The sequence below is a fragment of the Aliivibrio sifiae genome (assembly GCF_002954715.1).
Lineage (GTDB): Bacteria > Pseudomonadota > Gammaproteobacteria > Enterobacterales > Vibrionaceae > Aliivibrio > Aliivibrio sifiae.
The window spans coordinates 806,027-826,395 of sequence record NZ_MSCP01000002.1 but is presented as its reverse complement, the minus strand read 5'-3'; the positions used below and the strand labels follow the sequence as shown (position 1 = coordinate 826,395).

Genomic DNA, 20,369 nt, shown 5'->3' with positions numbered 1-20,369 from the left:
TATTTATGAAAAGACAAGTCAGCTTATTAAGTTTGATGATTGCTATACCACTGCATGCGAGTGCAGAGGATAAAGCGACTTGTTTTCAAGAAAGTTATGACAGCTATTCTCGTCAAATTTATTCAAGTAATTCAAATTGTTTAATCCCTTTATTTGAAGTTAATCAATTTATTACCCAGTTAACTGATATAACCCAAAAGATTGAAGACGATCTTTTTGAAGAAAGTTATTGGGATAAATGGGCCTATACTACAGGTGATGCCCCATTATTAACGGGGTATTTAAGTGATAGCGCAGTAGGATTTACAGTTTGGCAACCGGAAGAGTATTACGATAAGAAAATTGAAGAGTTTAAATCTTACGGGGAGTGGTTAGAAAGCTATGGTTTGCAATTAAGCTTAGCGTTTGGCGGGGAAGAAGAAGGGAAGACGCCTCGCTTTCGTATTGATTATCGCTGGCATGACAGTGCTGATGATCAAGTATTTATGCAGTTTGAAATCCCATTCCAATAATACACCTTGTTCGTGAACAACTTATTTTAGTCTTTCACGAACAATAGTATTTCTGATTAAGCTAATATAGAACAAGCCTGCAAAAGAAAATCTACATTCCCAGAGAAATATCGTGCAGCAATCATGTCATTTTTTACCCCTGATTTACGCATTTTATCTGCTTCTCGTACTTTTAACGCCATCATCATATCAGGAGATACTGAATACCCAGTGGTCGTTTTGTTTTCTGTTAATGCCGATAAATAAGCATTAATGCTTTTCGATTCTTCAGATAAATCTGTATGTAAAGACGCTTCCAATAGCTCATCTTGGATAACCGACAACAAACGCTGTTGAGCTTGCTCTGACATCGTTAATGACTGAAGTTTATTCAAACCCGCAATAAGAAGAGGAGTCATTCCTACATAACCACCTTGATGAGGCAATGATTCACGCGTTCTAATTGAAAATTGAACACATGAAATCGTAGAGTTTGGAACAACGGTCATTGCACTTAGCGCATCAAAAGGTAACCAGAACGACTCGCCAGGCATAACTAAATATTCCCATTTTCCCAGGCGAACCAGAACAGCGCCGGTTTGTACCGAAATCAACTCATAATGATTCTTTTTCTTACGAGCCGTATAAAGAAGATGTGAATGTGTCTCTGACTGAAACGTAATTGCGTTTTTCATAGTAACCTCTAAATTTAAGCTCGTAACTTTACTGGTTTTCGTTCAAAAATCAACGGATTCTCTGCGATAAGCACGATATTTAGTGAGCAATGGTATGACCTCTGTAATTGATCACGTACAAGAGAGATAAAATCAAGTAGAATACGGCCTTACTTCCTTTTTCGGTAACCAGAAGTCTAAAAATGACCACACAAGATATCTATCAAGAAATTCGCCCGTATAGTGATGATGAAGTTCCTGCTGCAATTGAGCGTTTAATTTCTGATGATGAATTCATTACCGCTATTCTGCATTATAAGTTTCCATCAGCGTCTAAGTTTCTATTTTGGTTTTTAGCACCGTTACTTCGTTATAAATTACGCAGTTCATTGTCAAAAATCACAACCGTTGAAGATGTTCAACTAAATGTTGCATCTTATTTGAATAAGACAGTTAAAAAGACAACTAACGGCATTACCTATACAGGGTTAGATAAACTAGACCCGAATCAAGCTTATTTGTTTGTCTCTAATCATCGTGATATCGCAATGGACCCAGCTTTAATGAATTGGGTTTTATATAACAATAAGATGCAAACAGTAAGAATTGCAATTGGTGATAACTTACTGAAGAAATCATGCAGCACCGAACTAATGAAGTTAAACAAAAGCTTCATTGTAAAACGTTCTGCTAAAGCACCACGCCAAATGCTAAAAGCACTTGGATTGCTGTCTTCTTATATTAAGCATTCATTAGAGACAAATAACTCAATTTGGATTGCTCAAAAAGAAGGTCGAGCGAAAGATGGAAATGACTTTACTGATCCAGCCATTTTAAAAATGTTCCATGTAGAAGGTAGAAAACGTAAAGAAAGCTTCTCTGATTACATGAATAGCCTAAAAATTGTTCCAGTATCTATCTCTTACGAAAATGATCCATTAGATGTTCAAAAAGCCAAAGAACTAAATGCAGTCGCAACACTTGGCTCTTATGAAAAAGGGGAGTTTGAGGACATAGACAGTATTATTAAAGGCATTATTGGTCATAAAAAACGTATCCATATTCACTTTGGTGACGTTGTCACATCTGCGCCGGAGTCAGCAGATGAATTAGCTGAAGCAATGGATAAACAGATTAATCAAAATTATCGTTTATTCCCAATCAACTATGCTGCTGCAAATAGTGAGTCAGATGACATTACTGCTGAAGTTAAACGTGAGCTAGAAGAGAAACTGGCACAACTATCTTTAGAAGAACAACCATTCTTACGTGCGCTTTATGCTAACCCAGTAAAAAACGCACAGTAATAACGGCAAAATTAAAGAAATAGCTTTTTATCCCAATGAGGAGGATTACCTACTTGTTGGGATAAAAAGTCAATAAAGGTACGAACTTTAGGAGGCAAATGCTGACGCCTAGGGTAGACCGCGTAAATTGGTAACACCATGTCCGCTTTCCATTCCGTTAATAGACGAACTAAGCTTCCGTTTTCAAATTCATCTTCTAATAAATAACTCGCTAAATACGAAACTCCAGCACCGGCTTTTGTAGCATCTAAAATGGCTGAGGCGTTATCTATTTTAAAAATGCTTTGGATCTTAACCACTTGATGAACACCATCTCGAGTAAATTCCCACTCATTAAATTTACGTTCATTACTTTGGTAAGCGATGCATTTATGTTGTGCTAAATCAGCGGGGCGAGAAGGTAGGCCATGTTGTTCAATGTAACTAGGAGACGCCGCCACAATGAAGCGACAATCAGCAATTTTACGTGCCACCATGCCTTCTGGAATATTATCGTGAATGGCTATCCAACAATCTAATCCATCTTCGAGTAATTTGGGCTTGTGATCAAAAAGACTCACTTCTAATTCTACTTCTGGAAATTGTGCCTGAAAATCAGCTAACGCATGAATAATATGACGATTACCAAAAGATTGTGCGATACCGACTTTAAATACTCCAGAGATGCGACCATGATGAGCATCAAGCAACGCATCGGCTTCATAAGCGGTATCAATGAGTTTTTGACTGTATTCAGCGTATTGTTGGCCTAACTCTGTAATAGAGACCGAGCGATTATTACGTTGAACGAGTTGGCAATCTAGACGGGTTTCTAATGCTTTGATCTGTTTAGATACGTGAGATTTTGATATCCCTAATTTCTCAGCAGCGCGAGTAAAATTTAGCTCATTAGCTACCGTTGCAAAGATCACCATTTGATGTAGATTGTCTAACATTATCGCGCCTAAAGAAAAATGATTACTCTATTGTAATACTACTTAAAAATATAACCATCTACTTTTATTGATTCAGGAAAATCAGTAATTTGCTGGCCACCAAGGTAGATATTCCCTTTTACGATTATATCGTCAGGCAGGGCAGTAACTTTCGAATATCCAAGATATAAATTCCCTTTCACTGTTAGTTGCTTTGGTAATAGAGCAAGAGGTGTTCTAATCACGCTTAAATCCCCATTAACGGTTAAGCGTGGTGGCAATTCCGTAAGTCCAGAACCTGCAAAGTTAATAAATCCAGCGACTTTAATACCACTAGTATAGCGCTTAAGCTGAGTTGTACCTGCCAGATTTAGATAACCTTTGACTTGAGTTCCACGAGGGACTGTTTTAATCGTGGTATTTGCTAGATTAAGGTTACCATCAATAATAAGGCCTTTAGGTAATTTAATGATCTTACTATTGGCTAGATTTACGTTACCTTTTAACTCTAGACCGTCTGGTAGCTCTGTATAATTTGTATTTCTTAAGCTTATATTTCCATAGCTATCAATATGATTAATAAGGCGATGTTTATTAAGCATTTCAGCCATTGACAGTGGAGAGATAACTATGGACATCAAGAAGATAATGAGAGCAGTATTTAATTTAGGCATATAAAGGCAACTTAGTATTAATGGCTTACTTTGTTATCGGCTAAAACTTAAATAAGTTTAATTTCAGTTCAGTGATATGAGTCCTATTTTTACATTTTTTTTATGAAAACACATTTGATATAGTAAAATTTGGTATTTAATACCGCCGCGATAAATAAAGTCGCAAGTAATTCAACTTTTAAAGGTTAAGGAGACGTAATGTCTAAAGCAACTGGTACTGTAAAATGGTTTAACGAAGAGAAAGGTTTTGGTTTTATCGCTCAAGAGAATGGACCAGATGTGTTTGCACATTTTAGCGCGATCCAATCAGAAGGTTTCAAAACGTTGAAAGAAGGCCAAGCAGTAACTTTTGATGTTGAACAAGGTCCAAAAGGCCCTCAAGCAAGCAATATCCACGCTGCTTAATCGGCATAACAAATTAATAAAAAGGCTTTCGTAATCGAAAGCCTTTTTTCTAACTTAAGATGTTAACAACCTCTCTTATCGAGTAAGAGAGCGTGTTTTCAATTCATAAATTAATTTTTCAGCACTGCAAGAAAACTTCAAGCGAGCGTGTAGCTCTTTTTCATCTTCAGATAGTTTAATACTGTGTTCAACTTCGTCACATACTTCTTTTGCAAGAGATAAGTAATTTGCGAATTCGGTTTCTAATTGTGCTTTGTTCTCTGCAAAGATGCTTACTTCAGCAACATCATCGCCTTCTTTAATAACAAAACCCATTTCTGCGCTACAACCACAAGCATCACATGGTACGTTTTGCTCAACTTCAGAAGTCATTCTTATATCCTCAATAGTTACAATGTCTTTATATTATGCTTCTTTGTATCAGAAAACTATCATTTAAAGTAATATTATGATCAAATACCATCTAGTAACAATTGATTAAATTTTCCATTACAGTGCGATTACTTGGGATGGAAATCTCAAAATGTGAACCTTTATGACAAATCTTTGTCAGAATCCAGAGTGGTGTATTGTAATTCCATACTGTATAAAGGAGAATACATACATAACAACTGGTTGCATGAATAAAGGGTAAGCTGAACTTCGGTTAAAACAACGATTCTTAATTTTGAGAAGCAATTAACAGTCAGATTACGGTGTATGTTTATCGTGCAAATTCTTATAAAAAAATAATACAAATGGAGTTGAATCTTATAAATTAACCTTATGTTCTATTGAGTTAATTTTTATGATTGATTTCTTAATGGACTAATCACATTAGAAGAGCTTATTATGCCAAAAAGAAGTAAAGAAGATACTGAAATCACTATCCAAAAAATCATGGATGCGGTTATTGATCAACTATTACGCTTAGGCTATGACAAGATGTCATATACGACACTAAGCCAACAAACTGGCGTGTCAAGAACAGGTATCAGCCATCACTTTCCAAAGAAAACAGATTTTACCGCTGCATTAGATGGCCGTATTTTTCGTTTGTTTGCTGAACGTCTTGAAATGCAAGGTGATAAACAAGCGTTTATCGATAGCTGGATAGCTTCTTTAGAAGATGAACAATTCCGCGCAATTCTACGTCTTTTATTCCACCATATTGTTACTTCTGCAAATGCACATGAATTTGCAAGTAATGGTATTGAGCGTTTATACGGAATGGTTGAAGATTTATACGGCGAAGAAAGCCGTAAAGATCTAGAATGGCTAATAGGCCTATCTCTAATTCGTATGACGAAGTAATATTATTTACTTTTTTAAAAGCTTATCGATGCCCTCGATGAGCTTTTTTTTTGCATACTAAACCATTTAGAGTTTATACTCTATTAATTGGAGGGTTTATGCTAAAAATTTCACGAATATCTGCTTTATTTACAACATTACTTTCTCTGTCTGTGTGCGCTAAATCCGTCGATTTCGACAGCGCATGGCAAAATGTACTCAAAAATCATAATGGTATTGCTGCCGAGCGCGCTAATGTTCAGCGTCAGGAAGCGTTAGCCTCTGGCACTTCTGATCTTAATCTTCCTTCTATTACCTTAAGTGCAAATTATACTTACCTAGATGATGATGTTACAGTTTCTGGCCAACAGCTTATTGATAGTACGAACACAAACCCAGCAGTAGCAGGGATTCTTGGTCAATTAGTGGGTCCCGTTACGTCAACGTTAACTGAACGTGATATTTTCACTAGCTCAATACGTGCTATTTGGCCAATCTTCACTGGTGGCCGTATTTCCGCAGCAGAAAGTGCAGCGGAAGGGAAAACAGAAGAAGCTCGTAATCAATTACTAATGAAGCAACAGGCCTCTTATGAAGATCTAGCTAAGTATTACTTTAGTGTCGTTTTAACAAGTGAAGTCGTTAAAACCTACAGTGAAGTAGAGCAGGGTCTTGCAAAACATCGTAATAACGCCATTAAATTAGAACAACAAGGTCAAATTGCGAAAGTTGAACGCTTACAAGCTGAAGCCTCTTATGACAAAGCAAAAGTTGATTTACGTAAAGCAGAGCAAGATCGCGATATAGCAAATGCGGCGTTACTACGAATGTTGCAAACAAGTGACGCTGTCACACCTGAAACCACATTATTTATTAATAAAACACTTCCACAACTTAATTCGTTTGTTGATAGCACACTAGACACGTATCCAGGTCTTGCATTATTGGATGCAAAAGAAGTTCAAGCCAAAAGTTTAGTTAAAGCTGAGAAAGGTCGATATTACCCAGAAGTGTATCTGTATGGTAACTATAATCTATATGAAGGAGATAGCTTGTCTGCAGAAATTGCACCTGATTGGATGGTGGGGATAGGAATGAATGTTCCTTTATTGGATAACAAAGGTCGTTCAGAAAAAGTAGTCGCAGCCCATAGCGCTATTCAACAAGTTCAATATCTGAAAAAACAAGCAAAACAAGATCTTTCCTTACTTGTAGAAAAAACATATAGAGAAGCGCTTCAAGCAATAGATGAATATTATGGTTTAGCGTCTAGTATTGAATTAGCGAAAGAAAATGTCACTTTACGAGAGAAGGCATTTAAACAAGGACTATCAACGTCATTGGATGTCGTAGACGCAGAGTTATATTTAGCCAGCATTAAAACTCAACGCTCATTAGCTTCATTTAATTATGTTATTTCACTGGTTAAATTATTGGCATTAAGCAACCAAACCGATACGTTTATTCAATATCAACTTCAAGCAAGACAAGGGTAATATAATGAGTTCGCCAAAAAAGATTCTAGGTTCATGTGTTGTTATTGGTGTTATCGGCTGGGTAGGTTATAGCTTTTGGGCTGCATATCAACCTCGACCAGAACTACTTCAAGGTCAAATTGAAGCTGAACAATATAATATATCGTCTAAAGTCCCTGGTCGTATAGAGAACATATACGTTAAAAAAGGCGAGATGATTGAAAAAGGACAAGCCGTATTCTCATTATATAGCCCTGAAATTGAGGCTAAGCTAGCTCAAGCGAAAGCAGGAGAGGCTGCAGCAAGTGCACTGGCTGAAGAAGCAGAACAAGGCGCGAGAACACAACAAGTAGCGGCAGCAAAAGATCAGTGGCAAAAAGCAAAAGCAGCAAATAAGTTGCTTGAAAAAACCTATGCACGTGTAAATAATTTATATAAAGACGGCGTCGTTGCTGAGCAAAAAAAAGATGAGACATATACTCAGTGGCAAGCTGCAAAATACACAGAAAGTGCGGCTTATCAAATGTATCAAATGGCTAAAGAAGGGGCACGATCTCAAACAAAACGCGCCGCTAATGAAAAAGTGAAAATGGCGATGGGTTCAGTTGCTGAAGTTGAAGCCTATGTAGCAGATACAAAGATTGACAGCTGGTACAACGGTGAAGTCTCTCAAGTAATGCTTAACGCAGGTGAAATTGCACCTCAAGGTTTTCCTGTTGTTAGTGTGATTGATATAAAACAAGCATGGGCTGTCTTTCATGTCCGTGAAGATAAGCTGAAAAATTACAAAAAAGACCAACAAATAGACGTTTATTTGCCAGCATTAGACCAAACCGTTCCGTTTACGATCACACATATTGCAGTGATGGGCGATTATGCAACGTGGCGTGCGACTGATAATAGCCAAGGCTTCGATTTAAAAACGTTTGAGATTGAAGCGCACCCTATGAATGAAATTCCTAATCTACGAGTAGGAATGAGTGCCATAGTTAAACTTGATTAACTCAGTACATCAATCGGTTATAGTTGATTTTTTATGAAAGAATTTTGGCGTTCTTATTGCTCAAATCCATGGGTAATTGCTGTTACTTTTGGCTTACCATTAGTCTTGTCGTTGATTATTTGGTGGGTATTCTCTGCATCTGTCGTCCGAGAATTACCCATTGATGTGGTGGATCTTGACCAATCAAGTTTATCAAGAATGATAACTCGTGATTACGATGCAACCCCAACATTAGCTGTTCGCTCTATTCAGCCGAATACGTTGATAGCAAATCAAGCGCTAAAGAATGGTGATAATTATGGTTATATCGTAATTCCACGAGATTTTGAACGAGATGTGTTATTAGGAAAGAGTCCACAAGTGTCTGGATTTTATAACGGGCAGTTTATTCTTATAGCAAAGCAAATCAGTTCAGCGCTAATGCAAACGGATATGACGACTCAAGCGAAACTAGCAGCCGTTAAAACATTAAGTACCAAGAAATCAACGTGGACTCATGCAATCAATTCGGCAGTACCGATCAAAGTCCAAGTAACGCCTCTTTTTAATTTAGGCAGTAGTTATAATCAATTTTTGGTTTCCGCAATTTTACCTGCGATTTGGCAAATGGCTATTATTGTGGGGATGATTTGGGCAATGAAAAATGAAATGATGCTCAGTAATAAAAAAAATATCAGAGAATGGTTTGATTCACAAACGTTGAGCAGTATCGCGCAGTTTATCGCTGTGTATTTTATTATTGGGATGTCATTAGGAGCCGTTCTGTTTTACTTCTTGTATGGTATTGTACAGTTCCCCTTTGATGCACAAGTAGGCACCTTCCTTATAACGATGAGTGCAATGACACTCGCATGTATTAGTTTAGGTACTGCTATTGGCTATGGTACAAACGATATAGTCAAAGCGATGAGCATTTCTGGCGCTTATACTGCGCCTAGTTTTGCCTTTCTTGGCGTTACTTTTCCGGTTACCGATATGAACGGCCTAGCTACATTCTGGCATTCTATTTTACCAGCAAGCCATTTTGTTCGTTCTCAAATTGAACAAGCTAATTATGGCTATGTTTTTAATCAAACATTATCTCATGTTGGCAGTCTTTTGTTATTTACATTGCCTTTACTACTGCTTATTTCGCGACTAAGGAAGTAACTCATGTCATTTCTCACGTTAGTTAAAAATGAAGCAAAAGCTATCTTTAGTAATAGTACGATTGTACTCGCGATGATAGGTGGTGTGTTATTTTACGCATTCTTATACCCATTGCCTTATTTAAACCAAAGCCCTGAAGAGCAAAAAATCACCGTTGTCGACATGGATAAGTCAGACTTAAGTCGAAAATTTATTCGTATGGCCAATGAATCTCAACAACTTAATGTCGTTGAACAAGCTGAAAGCATAAATCAAGCAAAGCAACAATTTTTAGATAATACAGTGAGTGGCTTTCTCGTTATCCCTTACGACTTTTCAGCTAACTTACAACTTGGCCAAGCACCAACGGTTGCTTATGCTGGTGATGCATCGTATTTTTTGATTTACGGAACAATTATTGAAGGTTTAATGAAAGCAGGGGGAACCCTTGCAGCTGAATATCGTGTCGCACACATGACTATTGATGGAACCCCCATTAATACAGCGATAGATACATTCCAACCTTTTAAATCAAATTATGTTCCTGTATTTAATCACAATATGGGTTATGTACAATATGTTGTGCCTGCCGTCTTTGTGCTGATTTTACAACAAACGTTGTTGATGGCTGTTGGGGTAAGACAAAAAGCGAGCAAGGTATCTGAAAATACGATGTCACACTTAGCTGTACGTTTTGGTATTTTTTTATTTTCTGAATTAATACTGGCATGTTTCTACTTTGGGGCTGTCTTTAATCATTATGATATTAGTCGCTTTGCCACGGCGTTAGAATTAATCATTTTATTAGTTCCATTTATCTCTGCCGTCATCCTATTGGGAATGTTACTTGCTCGATGGTTACCAACACCAGAAAGCCTTCTATTATTGGTACTGTTTAGTTCTATGCCTATTGTTTTTAGTGCTGGATTTATTTGGCCTACAGAGCTTATTCCTAGCTTAATCACTGACCTAATGCATTTGCTACCAAGTGGTTTTGCTATCAATGGCTTTTTGAAATTAAACCAACAGAGTGCTGGTTTACCGAGTGTGCTGTTTAATATAAGCGGACTTTATGGATTGTGCCTACTTTATGCTGTTTTGTTTTTTATCAGTAAACGAAATAAATCTTAATTATGATACTGAGTAACAGCACAATTTCACATCAAATTGAAGTCTCTCGATTTCATTTTTACTGAGCAGGAAACTGTAATCGAAGTTTGTTAGATTATCCCATAGTTGGACTAGGGATTTATATAATGAAAAAACAGATACTGGGATTGATTATTGCGGCAAGCTTTTTAGTTGGCTGTCAAAGCACATCCGAAGATGAAACCGCTGGAATTAAAGAAACACCGACAATCGAAAGTTTTGTTGATTATCACAATGAAGAATTAAATCAATTCATCACAAGTGATATGGGAAGTATTGCTCAAACTAATAATGAGATTATCCTTCTTCTTAATGGCGATAAAAGTTTTGATTCAGGCAGTATAACCATAAAAGAAGAAAGTAAAAATGTCTTATCAAACTTGGCTAAGTTATTAAAAGATAAGCCAGAATCAGAAGTCTTTATTGCAGGACATACTGATAGTCAAGGTAGTAAAAAATTTAATATTTCATTATCGAATAAACGAGCTGATTCAGTTCTCGATTTATTAACTAAAGAGGGCGTTGATTCTAATCGAATTAATACTTATGGTTTTGGGGAAGCAGAGCCAATTGCAACTAATATGAATGCCGATGGACGTAAAAAAAATCGCCGTATTGAAATTCGTATCACCCCAATCAGCGAAATGTTTGACGAAAAAGAATAACGATTAAATACTAAGAGTCATTGGTATCAATATCACCTAACTTATAACGAAATAGTTGTTACTTAAATCGCTTACTGTTGGGGTATACTAAGCCTTATTTCAAAAAGGAAACTGAAATGGGGCTTTTTTCACGTCTATTTGGTTCTTCACCTAAGCAAGAACCAGTCATCGAAGCAATCGAATATAAAACCTTTCTTATTTATCCTAATTCAGAGGCCGATGGCTCTCAATTTCGCATCGCTGGTAAAGTAACAAAAGAGATAAATGGAGAGTTAAAAGAACACCGTTTTATTCGTTCTGATGTTATTTCATCGAAAAACGATGCTGATGAATTAATGCTGCGAAAAACAAAAATGTTAATTGATCAGATGGGCGAGTCAATCTTTAAATAAACGTAATAGAATTGATATGAATTAGAATATCGTTTGTTTTTTACTCTATACTTATTCTTCAAAATCAATCAGTAACAAAAAGTGGTTCGACCTCTGCTTTGTCATCAAAATGTTGTTTTTTTACCTAATAGAGGTGAGAATAAGCAGATATCAATTTTAATGTAATGAAATTATGTCATTTTATTACAAAACACTTGAATTAATCCCTTTTGTTCGATAAAACGAAGGAATCAATTCATGCCAATAGCCAAGGAATAACTATGCAAATTGGTGTACCTAGAGAAGTACTCGCGGGGGAGACCCGTGTTGCTGCCACTCCAAAAACGGTTGAGCAGCTTTTAAAGCTTGGTTTTACAGTCGCTGTAGAAACTAATGCTGGTATTTTAGCGAGCTTTGATGACTCTGCATTTGAAAAAACAGGCGCAGTAATTGTGTCTTGTGATGATGTGTGGAAATCAGAACTTATCCTTAAAGTTAATGCTCCTCAAGTTAACGCAGAAACCGGTGTTGATGAGTTTGAACTTCTTCAAGATGGCGCAAGCTTAGTTAGCTTTATCTGGCCTGCTCAAAATGAAGAGTTACTTGCTAAATTAGCAACGAAGAACATTAACGTTCTAGCGATGGATTCTGTTCCTCGTATTTCTCGTGCACAAGCGTTAGATGCCTTAAGCTCTATGGCTAATATCGCAGGTTACCGTGCAGTAGTAGAAGCTGCGCATGAGTTTGGTCGCTTCTTCACAGGTCAAATTACGGCTGCAGGTAAAGTTCCACCAGCTAAAGTACTTGTTGCGGGCGCTGGTGTAGCTGGCCTTGCGGCTATCGGTGCAGCGGGTAGCCTTGGTGCTATTGTTCGTGCATTTGATGTTCGTCCAGAAGTTAAAGAACAAGTGCAATCAATGGGTGCAGAGTTCCTTGAAGTTGATTTCAAAGAAAATTCTGGTTCTGGTGATGGCTACGCAAAAGAAATGTCTGATGAGTTTAACAAAAAAGCAGAAGAGCTATATGCTGCTCAAGCTAAAGATGTTGATATCATCATTACAACCGCTCTTATTCCTGGTCGCCCAGCACCAAAGTTAATTACTAAAGCAATGGTTGATAGTATGCAAGCGGGCAGTGTGATTGTTGACTTGGCAGCCGCTAATGGTGGTAACTGTGAGTACACAGTAAAAGACCAAGTAATCACAACTGAAAATGGCGTAAAAATTGTGGGTTACACCGATATGGTTGGTCGCTTACCAACGCAATCATCGCAACTTTACGGTACCAACTTAGTTAACCTTCTTAAACTTTTATGTAAAGAAAAAGACGGTAACATCAATATTGATTTTGAGGACGTCGTTCTTCGTGGTGTAACTGTTGTTAAAGAAGGCGAAGTAACATGGCCTGCACCACCAATTCAAGTTTCAGCTCAGCCTCAAGCAAAAGCAGCACCAAAAGCTAAGATAGCTCCGAAAGTTGAAGAACCGATGTCTCCTGTTAAAAAGTTCGGAATGATCGGTGCAGGTATTGCTGCATTTGGTTGGGTAGCATCAGTTGCTCCAGCTGCATTTTTAGCTCACTTTACGGTATTCATCTTGGCATGTGTTGTTGGTTATTATGTAGTATGGAATGTTAGTCATTCACTACATACTCCGTTAATGTCAGTAACTAATGCGATCTCAGGCATCATCATTGTAGGTGCGTTACTGCAAGTGGGTCAGGGCAATGGTGTCGTTTCATTCTTAGCATTTATTGCAGTTCTAATCGCGAGTATTAACATATTCGGCGGATTTGCTGTAACCAAGCGTATGCTTGAAATGTTCCGTAAAGATAAGTAAGGGGTAGAATAATGTCAGCAGGATTAGTTCAAGCAGCATATATTGTATCTGCCGTTCTATTTATCATGAGTTTAGCCGGTCTGTCTAAACAAGAAACCGCACGTAACGGTAACTACTACGGTATTACTGGTATGGCTATTGCCTTAATCGCGACTATTTTTGGTCCTGATTCGGCGGGTACAAGTTGGATCATCGTTGCTATGGCAATGGGTGGCGCAATTGGGATTTATTATGCGAAGAAAGTTGAAATGACAGAAATGCCAGAACTTGTGGCAATTCTTCACAGCTTTGTTGGTATGGCGGCCGTACTTGTTGGTTACAACAGTTATATCGATCATGGTGAGCTTACAGGCGCATTACTAAATATTCATTTAGTTGAAGTGTTCTTAGGTATCTTCATTGGTGCTGTAACATTTACAGGTTCTTTGGTTGCATTTGGTAAATTACGCGGAGTGATCAGCTCGTCTGCACTTCAGTTACCACACCGTCATAAATTAAATTTAATCGCATTAATTGCTTCTGCAGCACTTCTTTACTACTTTGTTAGTGTTGAAGGCAGTATGTTCGCAATTATCTTAGTCACTTTAATTGCCTTTGCATTTGGTTATCATTTAGTTGCTTCAATCGGTGGCGCTGATATGCCAGTGGTTGTTTCTATGCTTAATTCATACTCTGGTTGGGCAGCAGCAGCAGCAGGTTTCATGCTATCAAACGATCTTCTGATTGTTACTGGTGCGTTAGTTGGTTCTTCAGGTGCGATTCTGTCTTACATTATGTGTAAAGCAATGAACCGTTCTTTCATCAGTGTTATTGCTGGTGGCTTCGGTCAAGATGTTGTTGTTTCAGATTCTGATGAAGAGCAAGGTGAACACCGTGAAACAACAGCTGAAGAAGTAGCAGAAATGCTTAAAAACTCGAAGTCAGTAGTTATCACTCCTGGATACGGCATGGCAGTAGCTCAAGCTCAATATCCAGTTCATGAAATTACAGAAAAACTTCGTGCGCAAGGTATTAATGTTCGTTTTGGTATTCACCCAGTTGCGGGCCGTCTACCTGGACACATGAACGTATTACTTGCAGAAGCTAAGGTTCCTTACGATATCGTTCTTGAAATGGACGAGATCAATGATGACTTATCTGATACAGATACTGTTCTTGTTATTGGTGCGAACGATACAGTTAACCCTGCAGCAATGGAAGATCCAAACAGCCCAATAGCTGGCATGCCAGTACTTGAAGTTTGGAACGCGAAAAACGTTATCGTATTTAAACGTTCAATGAACACAGGTTATGCTGGTGTTCAAAATCCATTGTTCTTTAAAGAAAACACTGAGATGCTTTTCGGTGATGCTAAAGAAAGTTGTGTGGAGATCAGTAAGCACCTTTAATCTTTGTATTAATGGTTAGTCTGATTTAATAAAAAGCCGAGATTATTTATCTCGGCTTTTTTACATTTGAAAATTAAAATTACAATAAATATTCATTTAGTTAGAAAATCTTCGCGGGTAATACAAAATATTTTGATTAACCATGCATAATGGTGAATAAAATAGTTAGTAACGTCATCCTATGTTAAGATCTAGCTTTCACCTATCTGGCGGTAACTCTAATGCTAAAAGCCATTTCTATTATCATCATAACGAGCGCAATTTTAATATTAAGTGCCTTATGGCAGCACTCTTCATCGCAGCTTAATTACTTAGCACGAAATATGGAATGGAGTTGGTCTTGGCTTTACTATGAGCCATTTTCTAATGGTATTCAAACTGCAAGAACCGATGATACCAAACAACTTTTATTCAGGCGTGTTGATAAGAACAATAAAATTGCTACTTATGTTGATGTAACTTACACAAACACGTTTGAAGTTGCTGTAATTCATGAGAAGAACTGCCAACCAAAATCAATAATGTCAGCAACTGTAAAGCTGAACCACCGAACAATTAATAACGTAGAATTTGTGTGTGAGGACAATGGGCAGTCGTATTTATTTAGAACTACAGCCAAAAAGCTCTCAAAATTTAAAATAGAAACGGCAGAGTTCTCATCATCAGAAGATTTTTCAAATTGGCCAATTAAAGAATTAAAGAAAGATCAATTCGTACAGCAGCATTCTAACTTTTTCAAAAACAAAGGTAATGAAGATGTGTATGAATGGAGTAGGGATTAAGTTAATAATAAATATTAGGTATAAAAAAAGACGCACTCAAGCGTCTTTTTTGTCTGTCAGATTATGAAGTAACGAATTACTTTTTACGACAGAATTCAGCGATTACATACATAGATTGACCGCCATTTGCCTTGCCTGTAACTAAACGAGGATCATCTGTAAGGTTGATACCACGGATAACTGTACCTTGTTTAATAACTTGGTTAGTACCTTTAACTGGAAGGTCTTTAGTAACAGTTACGTCGTCACCTTTTTTAAGTTCAACGCCATTAATGTCACGTGGTTTTTCACCGTCCGAAAGAAGTGCTTTCTCAGCCCATTCTTTAACATCTTCTTCAACGTACATCATATCTAGAGCATCTTGAGCCCAAGATTCAGACGTTAGTTTGCTTAGTAAAACATAAGACATAACTTGAACTGTAGGTACTTGGCTCCACATAGAATCATTTAGACAACGCCAATGGTTAACATCCATTGTTGCTGAGTCTTCGATTTGTGCAGTACATGTATCACAGATCATTACACAGTTATCAACATTGATATCAGTTTTTGGCGGAACTGCGAATGGTGCTAGAGAGTTAGTTGAACCACATAGTTCACATTTAGAATCGCAGCGAGTTAATAGAGTTTTTGCAGTGCTCATAATTATGTATGCCTGTTTGTTTAGTTGTGATTGTATTATGCCAAGTTTATACCACAAGAAAAAGGAAAGCGGTGAGAATACTGTAATTTTTCCAATAACTTTTGCATTTGGTATCTAATGGGTAAACGATGGTTTTCAAATTAGTAAACTAGATGAAGTAAATCGGTTAATTTTTTCAGTTTTTGACAAGAAATCTCATTCTTATGTAAACCAAGGTAAATACGTTTTTATGCAGAAAAATATCGTACATAATGAATATGAAGCAAATAATCTGCATAAAAAAGGAATAAATAATGAAGAAAACATTGTTAATAATAGCAGTAGTACTTGGATTAAGTGTTGGTACAGCTTATGCTTTTAATGGTCATTTAAGTCATAGTATAAATCTTTCAATGCCACATTTTGATTTATTTGAAAGCTCAAACTGCAATGGACATTCACATTAATAGAAAATAAGTAGAGTTATCAAGACTACGTTAGTCTTGATAACAAACACCTTGAAGTGCGCATTATTTATATTATGTTAAATGAGATATGACGGAGCTAAGGATTTTATTTATCCAGCTTCCCTTTCTTTATTAATTCTTTCTAATAGCAAGTAATTTAACCATAACGCTATTTACCATAAAATAGCTAATAATCATTCAATAATACTTCGTATTCATCGTTTGATTATTAGCATTCATTTTAAGACTAACCGCCAGCAAGTTTAACTGTATGGCCTTGCTTGATTAAAAAGTCTTTAATCTTTTCACGGTTATCTCCTTGGATCTCAATGTCTCCATCTTTTACAGCGCCGCCACAACCACATACTTTTTTAAGTTGTGCTGCAAGAAGTTTAAGTTGTGTATCGTCCATATCAAGTCCAGTAACCACGCAGACACCTTTACCTTTACGGCCTTTGGTTTCACGTTGAATGCGAACAATACCATCACCTTTAGGGCGCTCTTGTTTTACTTCTTCTTGTTTAATACGGCCGACATCCGTTGAATATACTAAAGACATAATTAATCTCGTTTTTTTAATAATGTGGAATTGTAAATTATTTTTCGTGTTTATCCAAAAACCTTTTTATTGCAGGCAATGAACCTTTCGCTAACTTACCATGATATAAACAATACCAATTCTTCGCTTCGCCAGTATCATTTTTAATGGCAAACCCTTTATATTCTTCAGCTTGGCTTTTATTTTTTTGTTCGTTAACGGCAGTTTCACCCATATCACCAAATTCTTTAGGCTGAATAATAGAACCGGTATCGTTCCACCAATCGATACTTTTCTTTACTGCACTTAAATGGCCATGCAATACTTTGTTTTTTATTAATACTTTCCAATCATCAGGAATGTCGGTTTTATTCTCAATAAAGAATCCTCTGTACAATGACTTCTTCATACTTATTACTCTTTGTCGTATCCTGATTACTAGTAACTAGATTCGATTATTTCATTCTTTTATACTAGTTAAAAACTTAAATTTCGTGATCTTATGTCAATTTTATTATGGTATAGTTTAGCCTATAAAAAATAAGTTATGGTGCATTAGGATGATAAAAAGCATATTCCTTTCAACTGAGTTAGATGTCGAGACATTAGATACTCATTTGAACAAGAGATATTCACATAATAGTTTGCTCTCATTTAAAAATGACTGGAATAACTTTGTTCTATTTTGTCAACTACACCATGTAGTTGCACTGCCCGCCTCCACCACCGCAATTAGAATCTTTATAGAGAAACAAGCAAAAGATAAAAAACTATCCTCTATTAAGCGCTCACTTGTTTCTATTTCTCACATACACACTGCATTTGATTTTAAAGATCCAACCAAAACAGCACAGGTAAAAGTAGCTTTAGGCAAAATACGTTTAGATAAAAAAGATGATAATAAACAAACTGAAGGTATTACAAGTGTAATGCTCGATAAATTAGAAGCTTTGCTTTCTCATTCTGTGGAATTAAAAGATATTCGTGATTTATGTATTTGGCATTTAATGTTTGAGCTACTTCTAAAACGTGGAGAACTCAGAGATTTACAATTAACTGATGTGTGCTTTGATGAAGCTAATAATGGGGTGGTAAAATTGCAGGAATGTTATTACCCACTCTCGAAAGGCACAAGTCACCTTCTTATAAACTGGATTAACGCATCACAAATAACTAATGGGTATTTATTTAGAGCGATTGATCGCCATCAGAATCTATCTGACAAACATTTAAACGATTCGTCAATCTATCGTGTTTTTCGCCGAGCTAATGAATTATTGGATCTAGATATTCAGTTTTCAGGATTATCTGCACGTGTAGGTGCAACAAAAGAACTCGCAAAAAGTGGATATTCTATCCATGAGATACAAGAAATGGGTAGATGGGTAAGCCCTGCGATGCCAAATCAATACATAGGTAATATTGAACGTTCCGAACGACAAAAGTCTCGTTTTAAAACTAAAAAAGCCTGATAAGTATCAGGCTTTAATTATAATTAACTGCAAACTATTCTTAGTTTATTGCGTTTAAAATCGCTTTTTCTAAGAATGTTTTGAAGCAATCACCATTATGCTCTAATAATTTCGGGAACATAGAAATCGGCGTCATTCCTGGGAAGGTGTTCACTTCATTCAAGAATATTTCGTTATCTTCAGTTAAAAAGAAATCAATACGAGATAAATCTTTTAATTTCATTTGAGTGAAGACTTTTTGGCTGTACTTATTAATCAGAGCCACTTGCTCATCAGACAAATTTGTTGCTGTTAAACTCGTCGTTGAATGACTGCCACTGCCGTATTTCTCATCATACGTATAGAATGCACCATCTGGAGCTGTTACTTCACCTGGAGGTGTGGTAAATAACTGTCCATCAATTTCATAAGCTGCGACTTCTAATTCTCTTGGTTTTACTGCTTTTTCAACCAGAACCTGTTGAGAATAACCAAACGCATCATTGATTGCTTGCGATAACTCATCTTCAGACGTTACCTTGTAACAACCAACTGATGAACCTTGGCAAGCAGCCTTAACAAATAATCCACCCCATTCTTTAAATGCAGCTACTGCTGATTGGTGTGTCTCATCATTATTTTCAGTCAAGAATAAATAAGGTGTATTTGGAATACCAAGTGCGTCATACCACAATTTAGATGTGATCTTATTAAAACTGTTTGTACTTGATTCAGCATCACATCCTAGGTAGGGAATACCAAACATATCAAGCATTGATTGAATGTCACCTGTTTCACCAGGATAGCCATGAATGCAAGGAATAACATAATCAACTAAGCCCAAATTATCATCACCACAAAGTAATGATTTATCAGAGCGTAACTCGTACTTTAAACCTGATTCAATATGATACCAAGCACCATCTTTAATTTCTAAATGCGTAATTTGAAAGGTATTTAATTCAGAAAGCTGCTGAGATATGTACTTTGAAGAAACCAATGAAACTTCGTGTTCAGTACCACTACCGCCACAAAGTAAAAGGATATGAGTCATAATATTCACTATAAAAAACAATCGGTGTGCTTATATGCACACCGATTCAATATTAATTTAATTTATGTAATTCAGGGTTGTCTGAACTTTTAATGCTATTAATGCTGCGTACAAACGGGCCATATGCTTGAATGTCTGCTGGCAATTGTTTAATTGCTTCACGAGCTTCTGCTGGTGTAGCGAAATCACCGTATAAAATGGTATACCAAGGCATATTATTTACTGTTTTACGGTTCATCCATACAGGCTGTTCACCTGCAAGTTTTTCTGCATAGGCAGTAAGATCTGTTTTACGGCTCAATGCTAAAATTTGTAATGTGTAACCATAACGGTTATGCATTTCTTGCTGTTTTTGTGTTGGTGGCAAAATCTTAATTGCGGCATCAGATTCAGCAACGGCTGTTGTATCTTCTGGAGTTAGTTTAACAACTGGTTTCTCTGCATCAGTCTGCTCAACTACAGCAACTTCAGTCTCTTGGAAAGTAGTGTCTTCTTGCTCAATAGGCTGAGTTACTTGATACACTTCTTCCGAAGATTCTGCCGTAATGTTTGTGGTATACGAACTGCTTGTACATCCTGCTAGCAGCGCGGTTAACGTAATAGGAATGATTCTTTTCATTTTAATTCACAATTTATAGTCATGCTGATTTCCTAATTCTGCACCTGATATAACTGACAATCAAGTGTTTAGCCTTGTAACT

The 20,369-nt window shown here is 36.8% G+C and carries 24 protein-coding genes; 15 read left to right on the top strand and 9 right to left on the bottom strand.

Annotated features, from left to right (window positions below; all coding sequences use genetic code 11):
• Positions 1 to 5 precede the first annotated feature (5 nt).
• Positions 6 to 512 carry a hypothetical protein gene (locus BTO23_RS14870; RefSeq protein ID WP_105063881.1) on the top strand — a complete coding sequence of 169 codons (507 nt, stop codon included), beginning with the start codon at positions 6 to 8 and terminating at the stop codon, positions 510 to 512.
• Positions 513 to 568: 56 nt separating this feature from the next.
• Here the strand turns inward: BTO23_RS14870 and BTO23_RS14865 are convergent, their stop codons facing one another.
• On the bottom strand, positions 569 to 1,186 hold the full coding sequence (locus BTO23_RS14865; RefSeq protein ID WP_061013680.1) for an AraC family ligand binding domain-containing protein: 618 nt from the start codon (positions 1,184 to 1,186) through the stop codon (positions 569 to 571).
• 182 nt (positions 1,187 to 1,368) lie between these two features.
• Here BTO23_RS14865 and BTO23_RS14860 point away from each other — a divergent pair, with 182 nt between their 5' ends.
• Positions 1,369 to 2,472, top strand: a complete 1,104-nt coding sequence (locus BTO23_RS14860) for a 1-acyl-sn-glycerol-3-phosphate acyltransferase (protein ID WP_060993740.1) — start codon at positions 1,369 to 1,371, stop codon at positions 2,470 to 2,472.
• 11 nt (positions 2,473 to 2,483) lie between these two features.
• On the opposite strand, the gene BTO23_RS14855 is transcribed toward BTO23_RS14860, so the two are convergent.
• Positions 2,484 to 3,407 carry a LysR family transcriptional regulator gene (locus BTO23_RS14855; protein WP_060993741.1) on the bottom strand — a complete coding sequence of 308 codons (924 nt, stop codon included), beginning with the start codon at positions 3,405 to 3,407 and terminating at the stop codon, positions 2,484 to 2,486.
• A 38-nt stretch (positions 3,408 to 3,445) separates the two neighbouring features.
• The gene (locus BTO23_RS14850; RefSeq protein ID WP_245922119.1) at positions 3,446 to 4,060 is read right to left on the bottom strand and encodes a hypothetical protein; all 615 of its coding nucleotides are present in this window, start codon (positions 4,058 to 4,060) and stop codon (positions 3,446 to 3,448) included.
• A gap of 198 nt (positions 4,061 to 4,258) precedes the next feature.
• On the opposite strand from BTO23_RS14850, the gene cspE reads away from it, so the two are divergent.
• A complete protein-coding gene (gene cspE, locus BTO23_RS14845) occupies positions 4,259 to 4,465 on the top strand; it encodes a transcription antiterminator/RNA stability regulator CspE (RefSeq protein WP_061005313.1) in 207 nt (68 codons plus the stop codon).
• 75 nt (positions 4,466 to 4,540) lie between these two features.
• Here the strand turns inward: cspE and BTO23_RS14840 are convergent, their stop codons facing one another.
• Complete coding sequence (locus tag BTO23_RS14840) at positions 4,541 to 4,837, bottom strand: YfcZ/YiiS family protein (RefSeq protein ID WP_060993743.1); 297 nt, start codon at positions 4,835 to 4,837, stop codon at positions 4,541 to 4,543.
• Between the two features lie 459 nt (positions 4,838 to 5,296).
• On the opposite strand from BTO23_RS14840, the gene BTO23_RS14835 reads away from it, so the two are divergent.
• The 10 genes from BTO23_RS14835 to BTO23_RS14790 all read left to right on the top strand — a co-directional run bounded on the left by BTO23_RS14835 (position 5,297) and on the right by BTO23_RS14790 (position 15,536).
• Positions 5,297 to 5,758 carry a TetR/AcrR family transcriptional regulator gene (locus BTO23_RS14835; RefSeq protein ID WP_060993744.1) on the top strand — a complete coding sequence of 154 codons (462 nt, stop codon included), beginning with the start codon at positions 5,297 to 5,299 and terminating at the stop codon, positions 5,756 to 5,758.
• 98 nt (positions 5,759 to 5,856) lie between these two features.
• A complete protein-coding gene (locus tag BTO23_RS14830) occupies positions 5,857 to 7,233 on the top strand; it encodes a TolC family protein (protein ID WP_061037348.1) in 1,377 nt (458 codons plus the stop codon).
• Between the two features lie 4 nt (positions 7,234 to 7,237).
• Entirely contained in the window at positions 7,238 to 8,215 is a 978-nt protein-coding gene (locus BTO23_RS14825; RefSeq protein WP_060993746.1) for an HlyD family secretion protein, read from the top strand.
• A 33-nt stretch (positions 8,216 to 8,248) separates the two neighbouring features.
• Entirely contained in the window at positions 8,249 to 9,364 is a 1,116-nt protein-coding gene (locus BTO23_RS14820; RefSeq protein ID WP_105063880.1) for an ABC transporter permease, read from the top strand.
• Positions 9,365 to 9,367: 3 nt separating this feature from the next.
• Positions 9,368 to 10,474 carry an ABC transporter permease gene (locus BTO23_RS14815; RefSeq protein WP_060993748.1) on the top strand — a complete coding sequence of 369 codons (1,107 nt, stop codon included), beginning with the start codon at positions 9,368 to 9,370 and terminating at the stop codon, positions 10,472 to 10,474.
• A 125-nt stretch (positions 10,475 to 10,599) separates the two neighbouring features.
• Positions 10,600 to 11,157 carry an OmpA family protein gene (locus tag BTO23_RS14810; RefSeq protein WP_060993749.1) on the top strand — a complete coding sequence of 186 codons (558 nt, stop codon included), beginning with the start codon at positions 10,600 to 10,602 and terminating at the stop codon, positions 11,155 to 11,157.
• Positions 11,158 to 11,273: 116 nt separating this feature from the next.
• Entirely contained in the window at positions 11,274 to 11,549 is a 276-nt protein-coding gene (locus tag BTO23_RS14805) for an HlyU family transcriptional regulator (RefSeq protein WP_105063879.1), read from the top strand.
• A 260-nt stretch (positions 11,550 to 11,809) separates the two neighbouring features.
• Entirely contained in the window at positions 11,810 to 13,366 is a 1,557-nt protein-coding gene (gene pntA, locus BTO23_RS14800) for a Re/Si-specific NAD(P)(+) transhydrogenase subunit alpha (RefSeq protein WP_105063878.1), read from the top strand.
• Positions 13,367 to 13,377: 11 nt separating this feature from the next.
• Positions 13,378 to 14,754 carry a Re/Si-specific NAD(P)(+) transhydrogenase subunit beta gene (gene pntB / locus BTO23_RS14795; protein WP_105063877.1) on the top strand — a complete coding sequence of 459 codons (1,377 nt, stop codon included), beginning with the start codon at positions 13,378 to 13,380 and terminating at the stop codon, positions 14,752 to 14,754.
• Positions 14,755 to 14,975: 221 nt separating this feature from the next.
• The gene (locus BTO23_RS14790; protein WP_060993753.1) at positions 14,976 to 15,536 is read left to right on the top strand and encodes a hypothetical protein; all 561 of its coding nucleotides are present in this window, start codon (positions 14,976 to 14,978) and stop codon (positions 15,534 to 15,536) included.
• 76 nt (positions 15,537 to 15,612) lie between these two features.
• On the opposite strand, the gene BTO23_RS14785 is transcribed toward BTO23_RS14790, so the two are convergent.
• Positions 15,613 to 16,179 (bottom strand): PhnA domain-containing protein, encoded by a 567-nt coding sequence (locus BTO23_RS14785; protein ID WP_060993754.1) that lies wholly within the window; start codon positions 16,177 to 16,179, stop codon positions 15,613 to 15,615.
• Between the two features lie 293 nt (positions 16,180 to 16,472).
• Between BTO23_RS14785 and BTO23_RS21380 the strand changes: the two genes are divergently transcribed.
• The gene (locus BTO23_RS21380) at positions 16,473 to 16,625 is read left to right on the top strand and encodes a hypothetical protein (RefSeq protein ID WP_170066750.1); all 153 of its coding nucleotides are present in this window, start codon (positions 16,473 to 16,475) and stop codon (positions 16,623 to 16,625) included.
• A gap of 247 nt (positions 16,626 to 16,872) precedes the next feature.
• On the opposite strand, the gene yciH is transcribed toward BTO23_RS21380, so the two are convergent.
• Both yciH and BTO23_RS14775 read right to left on the bottom strand, forming a co-directional pair.
• A complete protein-coding gene (yciH, locus tag BTO23_RS14780; RefSeq protein ID WP_060993755.1) occupies positions 16,873 to 17,184 on the bottom strand; it encodes a stress response translation initiation inhibitor YciH in 312 nt (103 codons plus the stop codon).
• Positions 17,185 to 17,221: 37 nt separating this feature from the next.
• Complete coding sequence (locus BTO23_RS14775; protein ID WP_060993756.1) at positions 17,222 to 17,572, bottom strand: DUF3319 domain-containing protein; 351 nt, start codon at positions 17,570 to 17,572, stop codon at positions 17,222 to 17,224.
• A 151-nt stretch (positions 17,573 to 17,723) separates the two neighbouring features.
• Here BTO23_RS14775 and BTO23_RS14770 point away from each other — a divergent pair, with 151 nt between their 5' ends.
• Positions 17,724 to 18,635 carry a tyrosine-type recombinase/integrase gene (locus BTO23_RS14770; protein WP_105063876.1) on the top strand — a complete coding sequence of 304 codons (912 nt, stop codon included), beginning with the start codon at positions 17,724 to 17,726 and terminating at the stop codon, positions 18,633 to 18,635.
• Between the two features lie 40 nt (positions 18,636 to 18,675).
• Here BTO23_RS14770 and BTO23_RS14765 read toward each other — a convergent pair whose 3' ends face one another.
• Entirely contained in the window at positions 18,676 to 19,668 is a 993-nt protein-coding gene (locus BTO23_RS14765; protein WP_060993758.1) for a D-alanine--D-alanine ligase, read from the bottom strand.
• 52 nt (positions 19,669 to 19,720) lie between these two features.
• Entirely contained in the window at positions 19,721 to 20,287 is a 567-nt protein-coding gene (locus BTO23_RS14760; RefSeq protein ID WP_060993759.1) for an SPOR domain-containing protein, read from the bottom strand.
• Positions 20,288 to 20,369 lie beyond the last annotated feature (82 nt).